Below are 16815 nucleotides of genomic sequence, written 5' to 3' on the forward strand. Positions count from 1 at the left end.
CCCCTTCCGGCCGCGGCCCGTCGGCGGGCCGCGGCCCCGGAGACTCTCATGCGCTTGAAGACGCTCGCCGCGCCGCTGACCGCGGCCGTTCTGCTCCTGACCTCCTGCTCCGGCGGCGAGGATCCCGGCGCCGCGACCGGGGCCAAGAAGACCGTCAACCTCGACGTCCACGCCTGGGTGGGCTACGAGGCCCAGGCCGCCGTGCTGGGCTACCTGCTGGAGCACGAGCTGGGCTACACGGTGAACACGCGGAAGATGAAAGAGGAACAGTCCTGGCGTGATTTCGAGACCGGCAAGGTCGACGTCATCATCGAGAACTGGGGCCATCCCGACCTGAAGAAGCAGTACATCGAGCAGAAGAAGGTCGCGCTGTCGGCCGGGCTCACCGGGAACAAGGGAGTGATCGGCTGGTACGTCCCCGAGTGGATGGCCAAGAAATATCCCGACATTACGGACTACCGAAACCTCAATAAGTACGCGAACCTCTTTCGGACCGAAAAAACCGGAAACGCCGGTCAGATCCTGGACGGCGACCCGACGTTCGTGACGAATGACGAGGCTCTGGTGCGCAACCTCCGCCTGAATTACAAGGTCGTCTACTCGGGCAGCGAGGACGCGTTGATCAAGGCGGCCCAGGACGCGACGAAGAATCGGACGCCGCTGCTCATGTATTTCTACGAGCCGCAATGGCTGTTCACGAAGGTGAAGCTGGTCAAGATCGCGCTGCCGGCGTACGCCGTCGGCTGCGACGCCGACGCGGCCAGGGTCGCCTGCGACTATCCGCCGTACCTGCTGGACAAGATCGTCAGCCGGAGCTTCGCCGAGAAGGGCGGCCGGGCCTACGAGCTGGTCCGCAACTTCACCTGGACCAACGACGACCAGAACCGGGTCGCGAGCGCCATGATCAACGACAGCAAGACGGCCGAGCAGGCCGCCGCCGAGTGGGTGGCGGAGAACAAGATCGTGTGGAAGGACTGGATCCCCCGTTGAGGTTCGACTTCGTCATCGTGGGCGGCGGCTCGGCCGGTTGCGCCCTGGCCAACCGGCTCAGCGCCGACCCCGCCACGTCGGTGCTCGTCCTGGAGGCCGGACGCCCCGACAGCCTGTGGGACGTCTTCATCCACATGCCGGCCGCGCTGATGTTCCCCATCGGCAACAGCCGCTACGACTGGAAGTACGAGTCCGAGCCGGAGCCGCACCTGAACGACCGGCGCGTCTACCACGCGCGGGGCAAGGTGCTCGGCGGCTCCAGCAGCATCAACGGGATGATCTTCCAGCGGGGCAACCCGCTGGACTACGAGCGGTGGGCGGCCGACCCCGGCATGAAGCACTGGGACTACGCCCACTGCCTGCCCTACTTCAAGCGCATGGAGAACTGCCTCGCCGACCCGGGCACCGACTACCGCGGCGGCGAAGGGCCGCTCAAGCTGGAGCGCGGGCCGGCCGAGGGGCCGCTGTTCGAGGCGTTCTTCGCCGCCGTGCAGCAGGCCGGGCACGCGCTGACCGACGACGTCAACGGCTACCGCCAAGAGGGCTTCGCCGCCTTCGACCGCAACGTGCACCGGGGCCGCAGGCTCAGCGCCGCCCGCGCCTACCTGCATCCGGTGCGCCACCGCCGCAACCTCACGGTCCGCACCCGCGCCTTCGTCGAGCGGGTGCTCTTCGAGGGCACCCGGGCGGTGGGCGTACAGGTCGGCGGCGAGCGGATCGACGCCGGCGAGGTGATCCTGTGCGGCGGCGCGATCAACTCCCCGCAGCTCCTGCAGGTCTCGGGCGTCGGCCCGCGCGCGCTGCTCGAACCCCTGGGCATCGACGTGGTGCACGACCTGCCGGGGGTCGGCGAGAACCTCCAGGACCACCTGGAGGTCTACGTCCAGCACGCCTGCCTGCGGCCGGTGTCGCAGCAGCCGTCGCTGCAGCTGTGGCGGCGGCCCTTCATCGGCGCGAACTGGCTGTTCCTGCGGCGGGGCCCGGGGGCCACGAACCACTTCGAGGCGGGCGGGTTCATCCGCTCCAACGACGACGTGGCCTACCCCAACCTGATGTTCCACTTCCTGCCGCTCGCGGTCCGCTACGACGGCTCGGCCCCGGCCGGGGGGCACGGCTACCAGGTGCACATCGGCCCGATGTACTCCGACGCGCGCGGCTCGGTCCGGATCACCTCGGCCGACCCGAGGGTCAAGCCCGCCCTGCGCTTCAACTACCTGTCCACCGAGCAGGACCGCCGCGAGTGGGTGGAGGCCATCAGGCACGCCAGGAACATCCTGTCCCAGCCCGCCTGGGACGGCCTGAACGGCGGCGAGATCTCCCCCGGCCCCGAGGTCGAGACCGACGAGGACATCCTCAAGTGGGTGGCCAAGGACGCCGAGACCGCACTCCACCCGTCGTGCACCTGCCGGATGGGCACCGACGAGCTGTCCGTCGTCGACCCGGACACCATGCGCGTGCACGGCCTCGACGGGCTGCGCGTCGTGGACGCCTCCGCCATGCCCTACGTCACCAACGGCAACATCTACGCGCCGGTCATGATGCTCGCCGAGAAGTCCGCCGACCTCATCCTGGGCAACACCCCGCTGCCACCGGAGCCCGTGGAGTTCTACCGGGCCACCTAGCCGCGGCGCTCGACCAGGGCCTGGATGCCGTCCAGCACCCGCTGCAGGCCGAACTCGAAGGCGTGCTCGGGACTGTAGGCGGTGTTCAGTGCCTCGCCCGCGGCCTGGCCGACGCGGGTGGCGACCGGCCAGCGCTCGGTGTCGGCGATGCGCGCGAAGAAGGGCGCGTGCGCGGCCCACCACTGCTCGTCGGTCAGGCCCGTCTGGCTCTCGATCTGGGCCGCCTCCACCGCGCCCCTGGCCGTGCCGTGCACGAAGCCGGTGATCAGGGTGATCACCGCGTCCATCTCCACGTCGCTCAGGCCGATGCCGTCCACGGCGCGCAGCTCGTAGTCGTACTTGGCGGTCACGTTGGGGCCGAGCACCGGGCGGCTCGCGGCCACCTGCAGCAGCCAGGGGTGGCGCAGGTAGAGCGCGAAGTTCTCGCGGGCGATCTGCTCCAGGCGGCCCCGCCAGCCGCCGGGGACGTCGTCGGGGCGGGCGGTCTCGCCGTAGACCGTGTCGAGCATGACGTCGAACAGCTCCGGCTTGCCCGGCACGTACGTGTAGAGGGACATCGTCCCGACGCCCAGCCGCTCGGCCACGCGGCGCATGGACAGCGCCTGCAGGCCCTCGGCGTCGGCCACCTCGATCGCGGCGCGCACGATGCGCTCGACGCTCAGCTCCGGCTTTCCCTTGCGGCTGGCCCGCTCGCTGGTGCGCCAGAGGAGGGCGAGGCTGCGGGCGGGGTCGCCCTTTCCCGGGTGTTCGACGGTCACCTTCGTACGGTACACCGTACGGTTGCCTTCGTGAATCGTAGCTTGTACGGTACGGCGTACGATTCGGAAGGAGAGCGCGATGACGGCAGTGCTCGCACGCGGGTTGCGCAAGACATACGGCAGCAAGACCGCCCTGGACGGCCTCGACCTGGACGTGGGCGAGGGCACGGTCTGCGGCCTGCTCGGCCCCAACGGCGCGGGCAAGACCACGGCCGTGCGCATCCTCACCACGCTCCTGCGCCCGTCGGGCGGCCGGGCCGAGGTGGCCGGGCACGACGTGGTGCGCCGGCCGCGCGAGGTGCGCCGCAACATCGGCCTGGTCGGCCAGCACACCGCCGTGGACGAGCTGCTCACCGGCCGGCAGAACCTGGAGCTGTTCGGCCGCCTGCACCACCTGGGCGCGGCGGCGGCACGGGCGCGGGCGGGCGAGCTGCTGGAGCGGTTCGGGCTGCGGCACGACGGCCCGGCCAAGGACTACTCGGGCGGCATGCGCCGGCGGCTCGACCTCGCCGCGAGCCTGATCCTGGCGCCGCCCGTGCTGTTCCTCGACGAGCCGACGACGGGGCTCGACCCGCGCAGCCGCACGGAGATCTGGCGCGCGGTGCGCGAGCTGGTCGCCGGCGGCACGACCGTCCTGCTGACCACGCAATACCTGGAGGAGGCCGACCGGCTCGCCGACCGCATCGCGGTCGTGGACGCGGGCCGGGTGGTGGCCGAGGGCACGCCGGACGAGCTGAAGTCCCGGCTCGGCGGCGACCGGCTGGACGTGGTGATCCACGATCCCGAACGACTGGCGGAGGCCGCGGGGATCGCCGCCCGCGCGGCCGGCGGGCCGGTGGAGTCCGACCCCGACGGCCGCCGCGTGTCCGCGCCCGTGGCCGACCGGGTGAAGGCCCTCACGGAGGTGCCGGCCGCGCTGGCCGCGGCCGGGATCGAGGCCGAGGACATCGCGGTACGGCGGCCGACCCTGGACGAGGTCTTCCTGACCCTGACCGCCGCCGGGACCCCGGCGCACGCCGGAGAGGAGCACGCATGACCACGCTGCGATGGACGCTGGCCGACGGCTGGACCGTCGCCCGGCGCGACCTGATCCACTGGCGCAACCAGCCGATGACCGTGGTCTTCGGGATCGCCTTCCCGATCATGATCACGCTGGCCTTCGGCTACCTGTTCGGCGGCGCCGTACGGGTGCCGCAGGGAGCCGACTACTTCGCCTTCCTCATGCCCGGCATGTACGGCATGACGATGCTCTTCGGCCTGAGCGCCACCATGGTCGCCGTCTCGGCCGACGCCGCCAAGGGCGTCACCGACCGGTTCCGCTCGCTGCCGATGTCGCCCTCGGCCGTGCTCGTCGGCCGGGCCGTCGCCGACCTGCTCCACTCGGCGCTGATCCTCGCCGGCCTGCTGGCCTGCGGGCTCGCCGTGGGGTGGCGGCCGGCCACGGCGGGCGGAGCGCTCGGCGCGGTGGGCCTGCTGCTGCTCCTGCGCTTCTCGCTGCTGTGGGCCGGGATGTACCTGGGGCTGGTGGCGCGCGAGCCGGGCGCGGCGGTGGTCGTCCAGACCCTGGAGTTCCCCGTCGGGTTCCTGTCGAACGCCTTCGTCGCCCCCGGCACCATGCCGGGCTGGCTGGGCGCGATCGCCGAGTGGAACCCGCTGTCGTCCACCGTGGCCGCGGCCCGGCAGCTCTTCGGCAACCCCGGCTGGGGCGGCGGCTCCTGGGTGGCGCAGCACCCGGTGCTCATGGCCGTGGCGTGGCCGCTGGCCATCACCGCCGTGTTCTTCGTCCTGTCGGTCCGCCGCTACCGGCTGCTGGACCGGTAGCCGCGCAGGAGACTCAGTGAACGGCGGCGCGCAGGCGTACGACGTGCTCGACGAGCGTGATCAGCGTCGCCTTGACCGACTCGCGGTTGCGGGCGTCGGTGCGGACGATCGGCGTGTGCGGCGAGAGCGCGAGCGCCTCCCTGACCTCCGGGTCGGAGTGGACGAACTGCCCGTCCCAGCCGTTGATGCCGACGACGAACGGCAGCTTCGCCTCCTCGAAGTAGTCGATCGCGGGGAAGCTGTCGGCCAACCGGCGGGTGTCGACCAGGACCACGGCCCCGATCGCGCCTTTCACCAGGTCGTCCCACATGAACCAGAACCGGTGCTGTCCGGGCGTGCCGAACAGGTAGAGGATCAGGTCACGGTCCAGCGAGAGCCGGCCGAAGTCCATCGCCACGGTCGTGGTCTGCTTGTTGGGGGTCATCCCCAGGTCGTCGATGCCCGCGGACGCGTCGGTCATGACCGCTTCCGTGGTGAGCGGAAGGATCTCGGACACCGCCCCCACGAACGTCGTCTTGCCGACGCCGAAGCCCCCGGCCACGACGATCTTCGTCGAGGTGAGGCCGGGGCTAGAGCCTGCGTAGTCCACTGAGCACCCTTTCGAGCATGTTGAGGTCTGGCTGTCCCTGCTGGAGGCGTGGCTGGTGCAGGCGGACAAGCCCTTCGTCGGACATGTCCGCCACGAGCACCCTCGCCACGCCCAGCGGGACGCGGAGCAGGGCCGAGATCTCGGCGACCGACCGGAACGTCCTGCAGAGCTGCATGATGGCCTCCTGCTCGGGGGTGAGCAGCGCCATCTCGGCGTCCGGGATCGACATCGAGGAGATCAGGGTCTCCATCGCGAGGTGGTACCGCGGCTCGGAACGACCGCCCGTCACCGCATAGGGACGGAACAGGGGCTCTTCTTCCCCGATCCCGTCACTGCCGTACACGGCCCGCTCCCATCAGTTCCATCACATCACCGCGCCCTGGCTGCCTGCAGTTCGGCGCGCAGGGCGGGCGTGAGCGCCTGTCCCGCCCTGTCTACCAGCAGCGTCATCTGATACGCCACCAACCCCATGTCACAATCCGGACCCGCCAGCACGGTCAGCACGGAGCCGTCGCTGATGGCCATGACGATCAGCAGCCCGCGCTGCATCTCGACGACGGTCTGCGTCACCGCGCCGCCCTCGAACACCCGGGAGGCGCCCACGGTCAGGCTCAGCAGGCCCGCGGAGACCGCGGCGAGCTGGTCGGCCCGGTCCGGCGGGAACCCTTCGGAGGCCGCCAGGCTGAGCCCGTCGGCCGAGACGACCACGGCGTGCGCGACTCCGGGCGTGTTGCGGACGAAGTCGGTGATCAGCCAGTCGAAGCGGTGCGCCTCATGGCTCAGCGTAGTCACGCATCCTCCCCGGCGGGACGCTTACTCACTCTGTTCCTCCTGTCGACGTACTTCCTGGCGGCCCCGTCGCACACCCTGCTGGTAGCTGGCCATCCGGCTGCGCATCCGGTCCGCGGAGACCGGAGGCGGCGCGGGGGCCTGCCGCTGCGGCTGCTGCTGCGCCGGCGACGGCTGGGCGGCCGTGCCGGGCACCAGGTTGGCCTTGGGGGTCCGCTTGGGAAGCCCGGCGGCGGTGATGCCGCCGAGGCTGGGCTCGCTGGCCTTGGCCGCCGCCTGCCAACCGGCGTCGGCGGCCGTTCGCCACGATTCCTCCCCAGAGGGTACGGCTTGCGCGGCCGTGGCCTCACCGCCCCCCGTCGTCTCCGACGGGGCCGGGGTTTGCTCGCCCGGCGGGCGCCGGAACCAGGCGGATTCCACCGACGCGAAGATCGGCAGATATTCCTCCTGGTCAGGCTCCATGGGCGACACCTCCACGGACGGGGCGGGGTCGGCCCTGCGCACGTCGTTGGTCGGAAACGCGGGAGGCGGCGGCGTCTGGAACGAACCATTTCCCGATGCGTGGTGAACGCCGTTGACCGGCCGGGAGCCGCCGCTCGGGTACGACGGGTAGGACCCGGAGTCGAAGGAGGCGGGCGGCCGGCCGCGGTAGGAGCCGCCGTCGGTGTCGGCCGTGAAGGCGTTCACGCCCGGCTGGGCGGGGTCGGAGCCGTACGTGCCGAACCCGTGCCTGGGCGTGCCCGGCGTGCTGCCGTGACCGCCGGAACCGGGCTGGGCGGGGCCGCGCGGCACGTCCATCGACTCGAAGCTGCCGAACGACCGGAACGTCCCGTTGGGGACCGAGCCCGCCGGTCCCGCGTGCCGCCCGCCGAACCCCTGACCGGCGGCGGGGGCGGGGGCGGTGCCGCCGCCGAAGGCGGGCCGCTGTGGCAGCGGCTGCTCGCGGCCGTCGGCGATGAGCGCGGGCGGCAGCAGCACCATCGCGATGAGCCCGGCGCCGTCGCCCTTCCTGAGCTGGACCCGGATGCCGTGGCGTAGCGCGAGGCGGCCGACCACGAACAGGCCCATGCGCCGCGACACCGACACGTCCACGACCGGCGGCTCGGCGAGGCGGCGGTTGGCCTCGGCCAGCTCCTCCTCGGTCATGCTGATGCCGGTGTCGCTCACCGACAGCAGGGCGCCGCCGCCCTCGATGGGGCTGCTGGTGACGACGACGGGCGAGTTGCTCGGGGAGAACTGGATGGCGTTCTCGACCAGCTCGGCGACCAGGTGGACGAGGTCGTTGGCGCAGCTGCCGAGCACCGACGTGCCGCGGTGCACCCGCACCTGGACCCGCTCGTAGCCCTCGACCTCCGACAGCGCGGCGCGGACGACGTCGACCAGTTTGGCCGGCTGGCTGCGCCGCCTGGTGGCCTCGTGGCCGGCGAGGACCAGCAGGTTCTCGGAGTTGCGGCGCATGCGGGTGGCGAGGTGGTCGAGCTTGAACAGGTCGGCCAGCCTGGCGCCGTCCTGCTCGCCCTTCTCCAGGCCGTCGATGAGCGAGATCTGCCGCTCGACCAGCGTCTGCGTGCGGCGCGAGAGGTTGACGAACATCGAGCTGATGTTGCCGCGCAGCTCGGCCTCCTCGCCCGCCAGGCGCACGGCCTGCCGGTGTACCTGGTCGAAGGCGCGGGCCACGTCGCCGATCTCGTCGTTGCCCTCGATGGCGATCGGGCGTACCTCGCCGACCTGGGCCTCGCCGTTGACGCGGAGCTGGCGCACCACGTCGGGCAGGCGGAAGCCGGCGATCTCCAGCGCCTCGGTGCGCAGCCGGCGCAGCGGGGTGACCATGGAGCGGGCGATCGTGACGGTGAGGAGCAGGACGAGCAGAAGTAGCGCTACGATCATGACACCGGCGATGATCGCGTTGCGGGTCTCGGAGCTGCGCAGCTCCTGGCTGCGCAGGTTGACCTTGTCGGCGAGGTCCTTCTCGACGCCGTGCAGGACGTCGATCACGATCTGGTTCTGGTCGAACCACTCCTGCCGGCTGGCGCGGGCGGAGATCAGGTTGTCGGTGATGCGCACACCGGGAGCCCGGCCGCTGGCCAGCGTGATCGCGCGGGACTTGGTGAGCTGGACGTTGACGTACTCGGGCTTGGCGGCCAGCGACTTGGAGAGGTCGAGGCCGACCTCGGCGCCGGCCTCGGCGCCGACGGTGCTGATGTCGCTGAGCTGACGGGCGTTGGAGGTGATGAACTGCTCGACCGTCTTGGCGTCCACCTTGGCGGTGTCGTAGCTGGCCTGCAGGAGCTGGACGCGCTGGCGGGAGACCTCCTCCTTGGCCGCGGCGAGCGCGCTGAGCGCGCGGAACTGCCCGACGGTCAGGGAGTCGTCCGACAGCAGGCCGAGCTCGTCGTGCAGGGCGAGGAGGCTGTCGGTCAGGGTGTCGTACTGGGCGGTGTTGGTCTGGCCCTCGGCGCGGATGCGGGGCAGGCGGGCGAGGACGGACTTCGCCCGGTCGGCGGCCCTGACGGCGCGGGGGCCGTAGGAGTCGTCGATGGCGTCGAGGTCGGTGCGCACCTGGGCGGCCAGTCCGTCGACGGCCGCCTTGCGCTGGGTGAGCGGCGTGGCGAGCGTCTTCTTCATCGCGCGGCTGGCCCCGATCCAGCCCGCGGTGTCACGCTCCAGCCCGATCGCCTGCAGCAGGTCGCGGATGTGGCCCGCCTGTTCGGCGGCGGCGGCCGTACGGTCGTAGTCGGCGATGCTCTGCACCGACTCGACCACGCGGGAGCCGCCCAGCACGACGGCGGCCACGGTCGGGACCAGGATGAGCGCCGTGAGGCGCCAGCGCACGCGCCAGTTGCGCAGTCCGAAGCGCGACAGCGACCGTCCGCCGCGCTCACGCGGCGCGGCTGAGCCGCTGACGGAGTTCCCCGTAGTCACTGGTTCCGCTACCCCTCAATCATCCCGTGGTGATGTGCTCCAAAGCCGCCCAAACCATGAAGCCGGACCACAAGGTATCCGAGCAAGTGTCACAACCGGCAATTCGGACACAATCGTTACAGTGGTACCGACAGCCGTTGCTGCCGGTTATCGCAGTGCGGCGAGCACGTGATCGCGGACTTGTGCCCGCTGCGCGTCGTCGCTGAGGGGGCGACCGGCGCGATCAACCACGTAGAAGACGTCCACCGCCTCCGCGCCGAGAGTCTCCACGCGAGCGGCCCGGACGTCAAGACCGCACTCCCCGAACGCCCGTCCGATCCGCCACAGCAGCCCTGGCCTGTCATGGGCCCTGACTTCCACCACGGTGGCCGTCGCGGAGGCGTCGTCGACCAGCGTCACCCGAGGTGGGGCCACGGGCACGCGGGGCGGGCGCACGGCCCGCGTCCGCCGCGCCAGCCGCTGCTCGATGTCAAGACGGCCGGCAAGGACGAGGCGGAGATCGGACTCCAGGGTCGCCGGGTCGGGAGGGGAGCCGTACTCGGGGACCACGGAGAACTCGATCACCGCCGTGGAGCCGGCGGAGGCCGACGAGGCGGAGCGCACGATGAGCCGGTGCGCGGACAGCACGCCGGCCGCGCTCCACAGCAGCCCCACCCGGTCGGGGGCGACGACGGTGACGTTGCCGCCGGCCACGCGGACCGCGCCGCCGCCGTGCCGGGCCAGCGCGGCCTGCTCGGCCGACAGGGTGGGCGGTTTCGGCGGCGGCGAGCCGGACAGCACGGACCGCACCCGGCGGACGAGGTCGGCGACGAGCCCGGCCTTCCAGGAGTTCCAGGCGGCCGGTCCTGTCGCGTTGCCGTCGGCCACGGCGAGCGCGGCCAGCAGGTCGAGCACCTCGCGGCTGCCGACGGTGGCGGCGACCTTCTCGATGGTGACCGGGTCGTCGAGGTCGCGGCGGGTGGCGGTCTCCGGCAGCAGCAGGTGGTGGCGGACGACGGTGGCCAGCGTCTCGACGTCGTGCGGCGGCAGGCCGATGCGGGTGGCGATGTCGCGCACGACGACCTCGCCGGTCGCCGAGTGGTCGCCGGGCCAGCCCTTGCCGACGTCGTGCAGGAGCGCCGCGATCAGCAGGAGGTCGGGGCGGGAGACCTCGCGGGTGTGGCCGGCGGCGTTGGCGGCGGCCTCGATGAGGTGCCGGTCGACGGTGAAACGGTGGATCGGGTTGCGCTGCGGGCGGTGGCGTACGCGCTCCCAGTCAGGGAGCAACTTGACAATGATCCCGGCCTGGTCCAGCTCCTCCCAGACGGGCACGGCGGCGCGGCCCGCGCCGAGGATCGACACCAGCGCGTCGCGGGCCTCCTCGGGCCACGGCACCGGCATGGGAGGCGACTGAGCTGCGAGGACGGACACCGTGGCGGGCGCCATCGGCAGCCCGGAGTCGGCCGCGGCGGCGGCCGCGCGCAGCACGAGGACGGGGTCCGTACGGGGGTTGACGCCCCTCGCGAGCACCACCTCGCCGCCGTGCTCGACCACGCCGTCGGCGAGCGGGCGGCGGCCGCGCGGGGCCGGCCCTGACAGGAGTCTGTCAACCGTGCGCCAGGTCGCGTCGAAGGCGTGGGAGACGGTGCGGCCGGCCTCGGCGAGGCGGCGCATGAGCGCCTCGGCGTCGAGCAGGCCGAGCAGCCCCGCCACGGCGTCCTGCTCCTGCAGGACCAGCCGGTCGGTGCCGCGGGCGGTGACGACGTGCAGCGCGTGCCGGACGTCGAGGATGAACTCGTGGGCCTCGCGGGCCCGGGGGCCGGGCGCGGAGGCGACCCAGGCCGCCGCCACGGCCTGCATGGCCTGGACGTCGCGGAGCCCGCCGCGGCCGTCCTTGAGGTCGGGTTCGAGCAGGAAGGCCAGCTCGCCGCTGACCTGGGCGCGCTGGTCGGCGGACTCCCGCAGCTCGCCGAGCCGGCGCCGGGAGTCGGCCCGCCACTCGGCGAGCACCGCCTCCCTGGCCTTCCTCGTCAGCTCGGGATCGCCCGCGACGTGGCGGGCCTGGATGAGGCCGAGCACGGCCTTGAGGTCCTGGCGGGCGACCGACACGGCCTCCTCGACCGTGCGGACCGAGTGGTCGAGACCGACCGAGGAGTCCCAGATCGGGTACCAGATCCGGTCGGCGATCCTGGCGACGTCCGGGCGGCCGTTGTGGAGCAGGACCAGGTCGAGGTCGCTCCCGGGTGCCGGTTCGCCCCTTCCCAGGCTGCCGACGGCGACCAGTGAGACGTGGTCGCCGTCGCTCGCCGTGCGGAAGAGATCCTTGAGCCAGCGGTCGGTGTCCGCGGTCCGCTCCTTGCGGGCCGCGGCGAACGAACGGGCCTCTCCCCTCACCTCAGTGCCCCCTCACCTCAGTGTCCTGCCTGCCGGGCGCCGCCCGGCGAACCCTGTGTCCCGCTCCGACGCCGTTGTCGGAGCTGCGCCGGAACATCACAGGGCCTCCGGGCCCCTCTCTCCCGTGCGTACGCGGATCACGGTGTCCACGGGCACGGACCAGACCTTCCCGTCGCCGATCTTGCCGGTGTGGGCGGCCTTCACGATGACGTCGATCACGTCCTCGGCGTCGTCCTCCTCCGCGAGGACCTCCAGGCGCACCTTGGGCACCAGGTCGACCTGGTACTCGGCGCCGCGGTAGACCTCGGTGTGGCCGCGCTGGCGGCCGTAGCCGCTGGCCTCGCTGACCGTCATCCCCTTGACGCCGAACTGCTCCAGGGCGGCCTTGACGTCGTCGAGTTTGAAGGGCTTGATGATCGCGGTGATGAGCCTCATGCGTCCACCTTCTTGGGAGCGGGAGCCGTGGGACCGTTGGAGGAGGCCACGCCCGAGGCGTAGACCGTGCCGAGGTCGTACCCGGTCTCGGCGTGCGTGGTGACGTCGATGCCGGTGACCTCGTTCTCGGCGGGCACCCGGAAGCCCACCGTCTTGTCAATGATCTTGCCGATGATCCACGTGATGACGAAGGAGTAGCCGCCGACCGCGATCGGGCCGAGCACCTGCAGGCCGAGCTGGCCGAAGCCGCCGCCGTAGAACAGGCCCTCGCTCTGCTGGTCGAGGAAGGGGTAGGCGGCCAGGAAGCCGAGCGCGACGGCGCCGATGACGCCGCCCACCAGGTGGACGCCGACCACGTCGAGCGAGTCGTCGTAGCCGAGTTTGTACTTCAGGCCGACGGCGAAGGCGCAGATCGCGCCGGCCAGCAGGCCGATGACCATCGCGGCCCACGGGTCCACGAAACCACAGGCCGGGGTGATGGCGACCAGGCCGGCGACCGCGCCGGAGGCGACGCCGAGGCTGGTGGCGTGTCCGTCGCGCAGCTTCTCGACCACGAGCCAGGCGCCGGCCGCGACCGCGGTGGCGACCTGCGTGTTGATGAAGGCCAGGGCGGCGGTGCCGTCGACGGCCAGCTCGGAGCCGGCGTTGAAGCCGAACCAGCCGAACCACAGCAGGCCCGCGCCGAGCAGGACCAGGGTGAGGTTGTGCGGCCGCATCGGCTCCTTGCGCCAGCCCTGCCGCTTGCCGATCACGAGGGCCAGGGCGAGGGCCGCCGCGCCGGCGTTGATGTGGACGACCGTGCCGCCCGCGAAGTCCTCGATGCCCATGGTGTTGAGCCAGCCGGTGCCCCAGACCCAGTGCGCCACCGGGAAGTACACCACCGTGGCCCACACGACGGTGAAGAGGATCCACGCGCCGAACTTCGCCCGGTCCGCGATCGCGCCGCTGATCAGGGCGACGGTGATGATGGCGAACGTCATCTGGAAGGCGGAGAAGATGAGACTCGGCATGCCGGTGCCGTCGTCCTTGGTGGCGGTGTCCACCAGGCTCTGCAGACCCAGTGCGTCGAATCCGCCGACGAAGTTGTTGAGTGCCGAGCTGGGGTTGTCGGTGAACGCGAGCGAGTGACCGAACAGCATCCAGGTGATGGACACGGTGATGATGGCGCCGAACGACATCATCATCATGTTCAGGACGCTCTTGGCCCTGGTCATGCCGCCGTAGAAGAACGCGAGGCCGGGAGTCATCAGCAACACCATGGCGGTGGCGACGAGCATCCAGGCAGTAGTGCCGCCGTCGATCTTCACGAAGCGACCCCTCCTTACGTGTGACGTGTGGCCACAGCGTGTTCGCCCGGGGTTTCGTGCCACGACCAGGTGTGTTTCACATCTGTGAAACTCGCCACACAGGTGTTTCCGCCGCGTTTCGGACGGCTCACCTGTCCGAAAAGGGAAATGCGCTATCGGCGGCGCGCGGCGTTCAGCCGAGCCGTACGGGGTCGCCCTTCCTGATCCGGCCGGGGTGCGCCACGCGGGCGTACACGCCGGCGCAGGGCTGCGGGCCGGTGCCGAACACCGGCACCCGGTTGTGCCTGGCGACGGTGCGCAGCGCGTCGGGGTCGCGTTCCAGCGGGCCGTGCGCCAGCGTGGGCACGGCGCAGCGCGGGCTGGCGACGATGACCTCCAGCACCACGTCGGCGCCGACGCGCAGCCGCCGGCCCACCCAGTCGTTCTCGGGGAAGCCCTCTCCCTCGGTCGCGATGACGAGGTTGGGCCGGTAACGGGCGGCCTCGACCCGTGCGCGCGGGCCGAGCGCGCCGATCCTGTCCAGAGCGGCGGTCGTGATCAGGTGGATCGGCGCGAAGTCGAAGAACGTGCCGGGGGGCGCGCCCGCGCCGAGCGTGCCCACCGTGTACGGCACCTCCGCCTCGATGCCCTCGGCCAGCACCCGCTCGGGCACCGACCGCTCCAGCTCGGCGCCCTCCGGCGGCACGTCGATCAGCCGCACCTCGCGCCCGAGCAGCCGCGACAGCTCCTCGTCACCGGGCACCGCCGCGCCGTCCAGGGTGAGCAGGTCCCGCCAGATCCGGGGGTTCTTGGCGCTGGCGATCTTGCCGGTGGCGACGTCGAGCACCGCCCGCGCGCGGTCGCCCGCCAGGCCGCGCTCGTCCACCTCGCTCTCCGCGAGCTCCTCGCCGAGCAGCGATTTGACCGGATAGCGATGCAGTGTCTGGATGTGCACGCGGCCCAGCCTATGGCCCGGTCCCTCCAGGAAGCCGGGCCGTCAGCGGGTCACGCGGCGGCGGTCGCCATCTTGCGCAGGCGGGCCAGGGCGTCGCGCTCGATGCGGCGGGCGCGGTCACGGCCGATGCCGTAACGCTCCCCCACCTCGGTCAGCGTGTGCTCGCGGCCGTCGACCAGCCCGTAACGCCAGCGCAGCATCTCGCTCGTCGGCCCCTCCAGCCCGGTGAGCCACTGGTCGAGCCGCTCGCGCTCCAGGATGTCGATGGCCTGCTGCTCGGGGTCGGCCCAGGTCTCGTCGGCGATCATGTCGCCCAGCTCGGTCTCGTCCTCGTCGCCGACGCCGAGCTGCAGCGACACCGGGTCGGAGGCCCAGCGGCGCAGCTCGCGCACCCGCTCGATCGGCAGCTCGAGGATGTCGGCGAGGTCGTCGTCGGTCGGCTCGGTGTCGAACTCGGCGAGCATGTCACGCCGCACCCGCATGAGCCGGGTCATCTGCTCCCCCGCGTGCGTGGGCAGCCGCACCGGCCGCGCCTGCTCGTGGATGGCCCGCCCCACCGACTGCCGGATCCACCACGTGGCGTAGGTGGAGAACTTGTAGCCCCGCCGGTAGTCGAACTTCTCCACCGCCCGCACCAGGCCCAGATTGCCCTCCTGGACGAGGTCGATCAGCGGCATCCCCCGGCCGGAGTACTTCCGCGCCACCGCCACCACCAGGCGCAGGTTGGCCTGGATGAACTCGTCCTTGGCGCGCCGGCCCGAGATGGCCAGGCGCTCCAGCTCCTCGTCCGCCGCGTCCCCGATGCGCGGCTCCGAGCCCCCGCTGTCCAGCAGGTGCTCCGCGAACAGTCCCGCCTCGATCCGCTTGGCGAGCTCCACCTCTTCCTCCGCGGTGAGCAGCGGGACGCGGCCGATCTCGGCCAGGTACGTCCCCAGCAGATCGCGGTCCGCGACGTGCTGCTCCTGCGTGCGACTCCCCGTAGGCCTTGCCATCCCCTGGCACCTCGTTCCGCAGCTGCGTCCTATACCCGGCCAACGAGCGGCACGGGGCAAAGATTCCCTAAAGCACTACGACCGAGGGAGGGTTCTGGATGTCCTCCTGAAGGAGGAGGCCACCCTGGAAGACCTGATGGACGAGGGGGACGCCGGGACGGTAGGCCAGGTGGACGTAGGACGGGGCGTCGAGCACGACCAGGTCGGCGCGGGCGCCGGGACGCAACCAGCCTACGTCCGTACGGCGCAGCGCGCGGGCCCCGCCGTACGTGGCCGCCCGGATCGCCTCCAGCGGCGTCATCCGCATCTCGCGCACCGCGAGCGCCACGCAGAACGCCATCGACGAGGTGTACGACGACCCCGGGTTGCAGTCGGTGGCGAGCGCCACGGTGACCCCGGCGTCGAGCAGCCGGCGCGCGTCCGGGTACGGCGAGCGCGTCGAGAACTCCGCCCCCGGCAGCAGCGTCGCCACCGTCCCCGAGCCGGCGAGCGCGTCCACGTCGGCCGCCGTGAGATGCGTGCAATGGTCGGCCGAGGCCGCGCCCAGCTCGCAGGCGATGCGCACCCCCGGCCCCTCGCCGAGCTGGTTGGCGTGCACCCGCACGCCGAGCCCGGCCCTGAGCCCGGCGGTCAGGATCTCCCGCGTCTGGTCGCCGTCGAAGGCCCCACGCTCGCAGAAGACGTCCACCCACCGCGCGAACGGCGCGCACGCCGTCAGCATCTCCCCGGCCACCAGCCGTACGTAGTCGTCGGCGTCCACGCCCTCGGGCACGACGTGCGCGCCGAGGAAGGTGGTCTCGTCGGTGAGCGCGGTGGCGAGCTCCAGGGAGCGGCGCTCGTCCTCGACCGTCAGGCCGTAGCCGCTCTTGATCTCGACCGTGGTGGTGCCCTGCCTGGCCATCTCGCGGACCAGCGCGAGGGCGTGCGTGGCCAGCTCGGCGTCGCCGGCGCGGCGGGTGGCGGCGACGGTGGTCCTGATGCCGCCGCCGGTGTACGGCTCGCCGGACATGCGGGCCTGGAACTCGGCCGTGCGGTCGCCGGCGAAGATCAGGTGGGCGTGGGAGTCGACGAAGCCGGGGATGACGGCGCGGCCGGCCACGTCCACGCGCTCGTCGGCGCCTCCCGGGGCCTCGGCCGCCGGGCCCAGCCAGGCGACCACGCCGTCCTCGGCGAGCAGCGCCGCGTCCTGGATCTCCTCGCGTCCGGGGTCGCCGGTGTAGAGCAGCCCGATCCCGTCGAACAGGGTCGAGGTCATGGCAGGGCTCCGATTCTCAATGGGTCGG

At 71.9% G+C, this 16815-nt stretch carries 15 protein-coding genes; 4 read left to right on the top strand and 11 right to left on the bottom strand.

The genetic code is table 11. The annotated features are described in order from the left end of the window. Positions 1-48: 48 nt before the first annotated feature. Together SMD20_RS21395 and betA are read left to right on the top strand one after the other, a co-directional pair. Positions 49-990: an ABC transporter substrate-binding protein gene (locus SMD20_RS21395; protein WP_329583871.1), complete on the top strand. Its 942-nt coding sequence runs from the start codon at positions 49-51 to the stop codon at positions 988-990. Then, a complete protein-coding gene (gene betA / locus SMD20_RS21400) occupies positions 987-2612 on the top strand; it encodes a choline dehydrogenase (RefSeq protein ID WP_329583872.1) in 1626 nt (541 codons plus the stop codon). The genes SMD20_RS21395 and betA overlap by 4 nt, the downstream gene beginning before the upstream one ends. On the opposite strand, the gene SMD20_RS21405 is transcribed toward betA, so the two are convergent. Next, complete coding sequence (locus SMD20_RS21405) at positions 2609-3370, bottom strand: TetR/AcrR family transcriptional regulator (protein ID WP_329583874.1); 762 nt, start codon at positions 3368-3370, stop codon at positions 2609-2611. The two genes, betA and SMD20_RS21405, sit on opposite strands and share 4 nt — an antisense overlap. Before the next feature lie 79 nt (positions 3371-3449). Here SMD20_RS21405 and SMD20_RS21410 point away from each other — a divergent pair, with 79 nt between their 5' ends. Then, complete coding sequence (locus tag SMD20_RS21410; protein WP_329583876.1) at positions 3450-4406, top strand: ATP-binding cassette domain-containing protein; 957 nt, start codon at positions 3450-3452, stop codon at positions 4404-4406. Next, positions 4403-5191, top strand: coding sequence for an ABC transporter permease (locus SMD20_RS21415; RefSeq protein WP_329583878.1), 789 nt, complete (start codon positions 4403-4405; stop codon positions 5189-5191). Before SMD20_RS21410 ends, SMD20_RS21415 begins: the two co-directional genes overlap by 4 nt. 13 nt (positions 5192-5204) lie before the next feature. Here SMD20_RS21415 and SMD20_RS21420 read toward each other — a convergent pair whose 3' ends face one another. The 10 genes from SMD20_RS21420 to hutI all read right to left on the bottom strand — a co-directional run bounded on the left by SMD20_RS21420 (position 5205) and on the right by hutI (position 16787). After that, the gene (locus SMD20_RS21420; protein WP_329583880.1) at positions 5205-5780 is read right to left on the bottom strand and encodes a GTP-binding protein; all 576 of its coding nucleotides are present in this window, start codon (positions 5778-5780) and stop codon (positions 5205-5207) included. After that, a complete protein-coding gene (locus SMD20_RS21425; protein ID WP_091093418.1) occupies positions 5761-6123 on the bottom strand; it encodes a DUF742 domain-containing protein in 363 nt (120 codons plus the stop codon). Before SMD20_RS21425 ends, SMD20_RS21420 begins: the two co-directional genes overlap by 20 nt. A 26-nt stretch (positions 6124-6149) precedes the next feature. After that, positions 6150-6572, bottom strand: coding sequence for a roadblock/LC7 domain-containing protein (locus SMD20_RS21430; RefSeq protein WP_329583884.1), 423 nt, complete (start codon positions 6570-6572; stop codon positions 6150-6152). 21 nt (positions 6573-6593) lie between these two features. Then, positions 6594-9491, bottom strand: a complete 2898-nt coding sequence (locus SMD20_RS21435) for a sensor histidine kinase (protein ID WP_329583885.1) — start codon at positions 9489-9491, stop codon at positions 6594-6596. Positions 9492-9638: 147 nt separating this feature from the next. Next, positions 9639-11864: a [protein-PII] uridylyltransferase gene (locus SMD20_RS21440; RefSeq protein WP_329583887.1), complete on the bottom strand. Its 2226-nt coding sequence runs from the start codon at positions 11862-11864 to the stop codon at positions 9639-9641. Between the two features lie 96 nt (positions 11865-11960). Beyond that, positions 11961-12299 (bottom strand): P-II family nitrogen regulator, encoded by a 339-nt coding sequence (locus tag SMD20_RS21445; protein ID WP_329583889.1) that lies wholly within the window; start codon positions 12297-12299, stop codon positions 11961-11963. Next, complete coding sequence (locus SMD20_RS21450) at positions 12296-13606, bottom strand: ammonium transporter (RefSeq protein WP_329583890.1); 1311 nt, start codon at positions 13604-13606, stop codon at positions 12296-12298. The genes SMD20_RS21445 and SMD20_RS21450 overlap by 4 nt, the downstream gene beginning before the upstream one ends. 172 nt (positions 13607-13778) lie before the next feature. Further along, positions 13779-14540, bottom strand: a complete 762-nt coding sequence (locus tag SMD20_RS21455; RefSeq protein WP_329583892.1) for an MOSC domain-containing protein — start codon at positions 14538-14540, stop codon at positions 13779-13781. Between the two features lie 50 nt (positions 14541-14590). Beyond that, positions 14591-15532: a sigma-70 family RNA polymerase sigma factor gene (locus tag SMD20_RS21460; RefSeq protein WP_091091065.1), complete on the bottom strand. Its 942-nt coding sequence runs from the start codon at positions 15530-15532 to the stop codon at positions 14591-14593. Between the two features lie 67 nt (positions 15533-15599). Next, positions 15600-16787: an imidazolonepropionase gene (gene hutI, locus SMD20_RS21465; RefSeq protein WP_329583896.1), complete on the bottom strand. Its 1188-nt coding sequence runs from the start codon at positions 16785-16787 to the stop codon at positions 15600-15602. Between the last annotated feature and the right edge of the window lie 28 nt (positions 16788-16815).

Origin of the sequence: Nonomuraea sp. LP-02, assembly GCF_036289125.1 — a bacterium.
GTDB classification, from domain to species: domain Bacteria; phylum Actinomycetota; class Actinomycetes; order Streptosporangiales; family Streptosporangiaceae; genus Nonomuraea; species Nonomuraea bangladeshensis.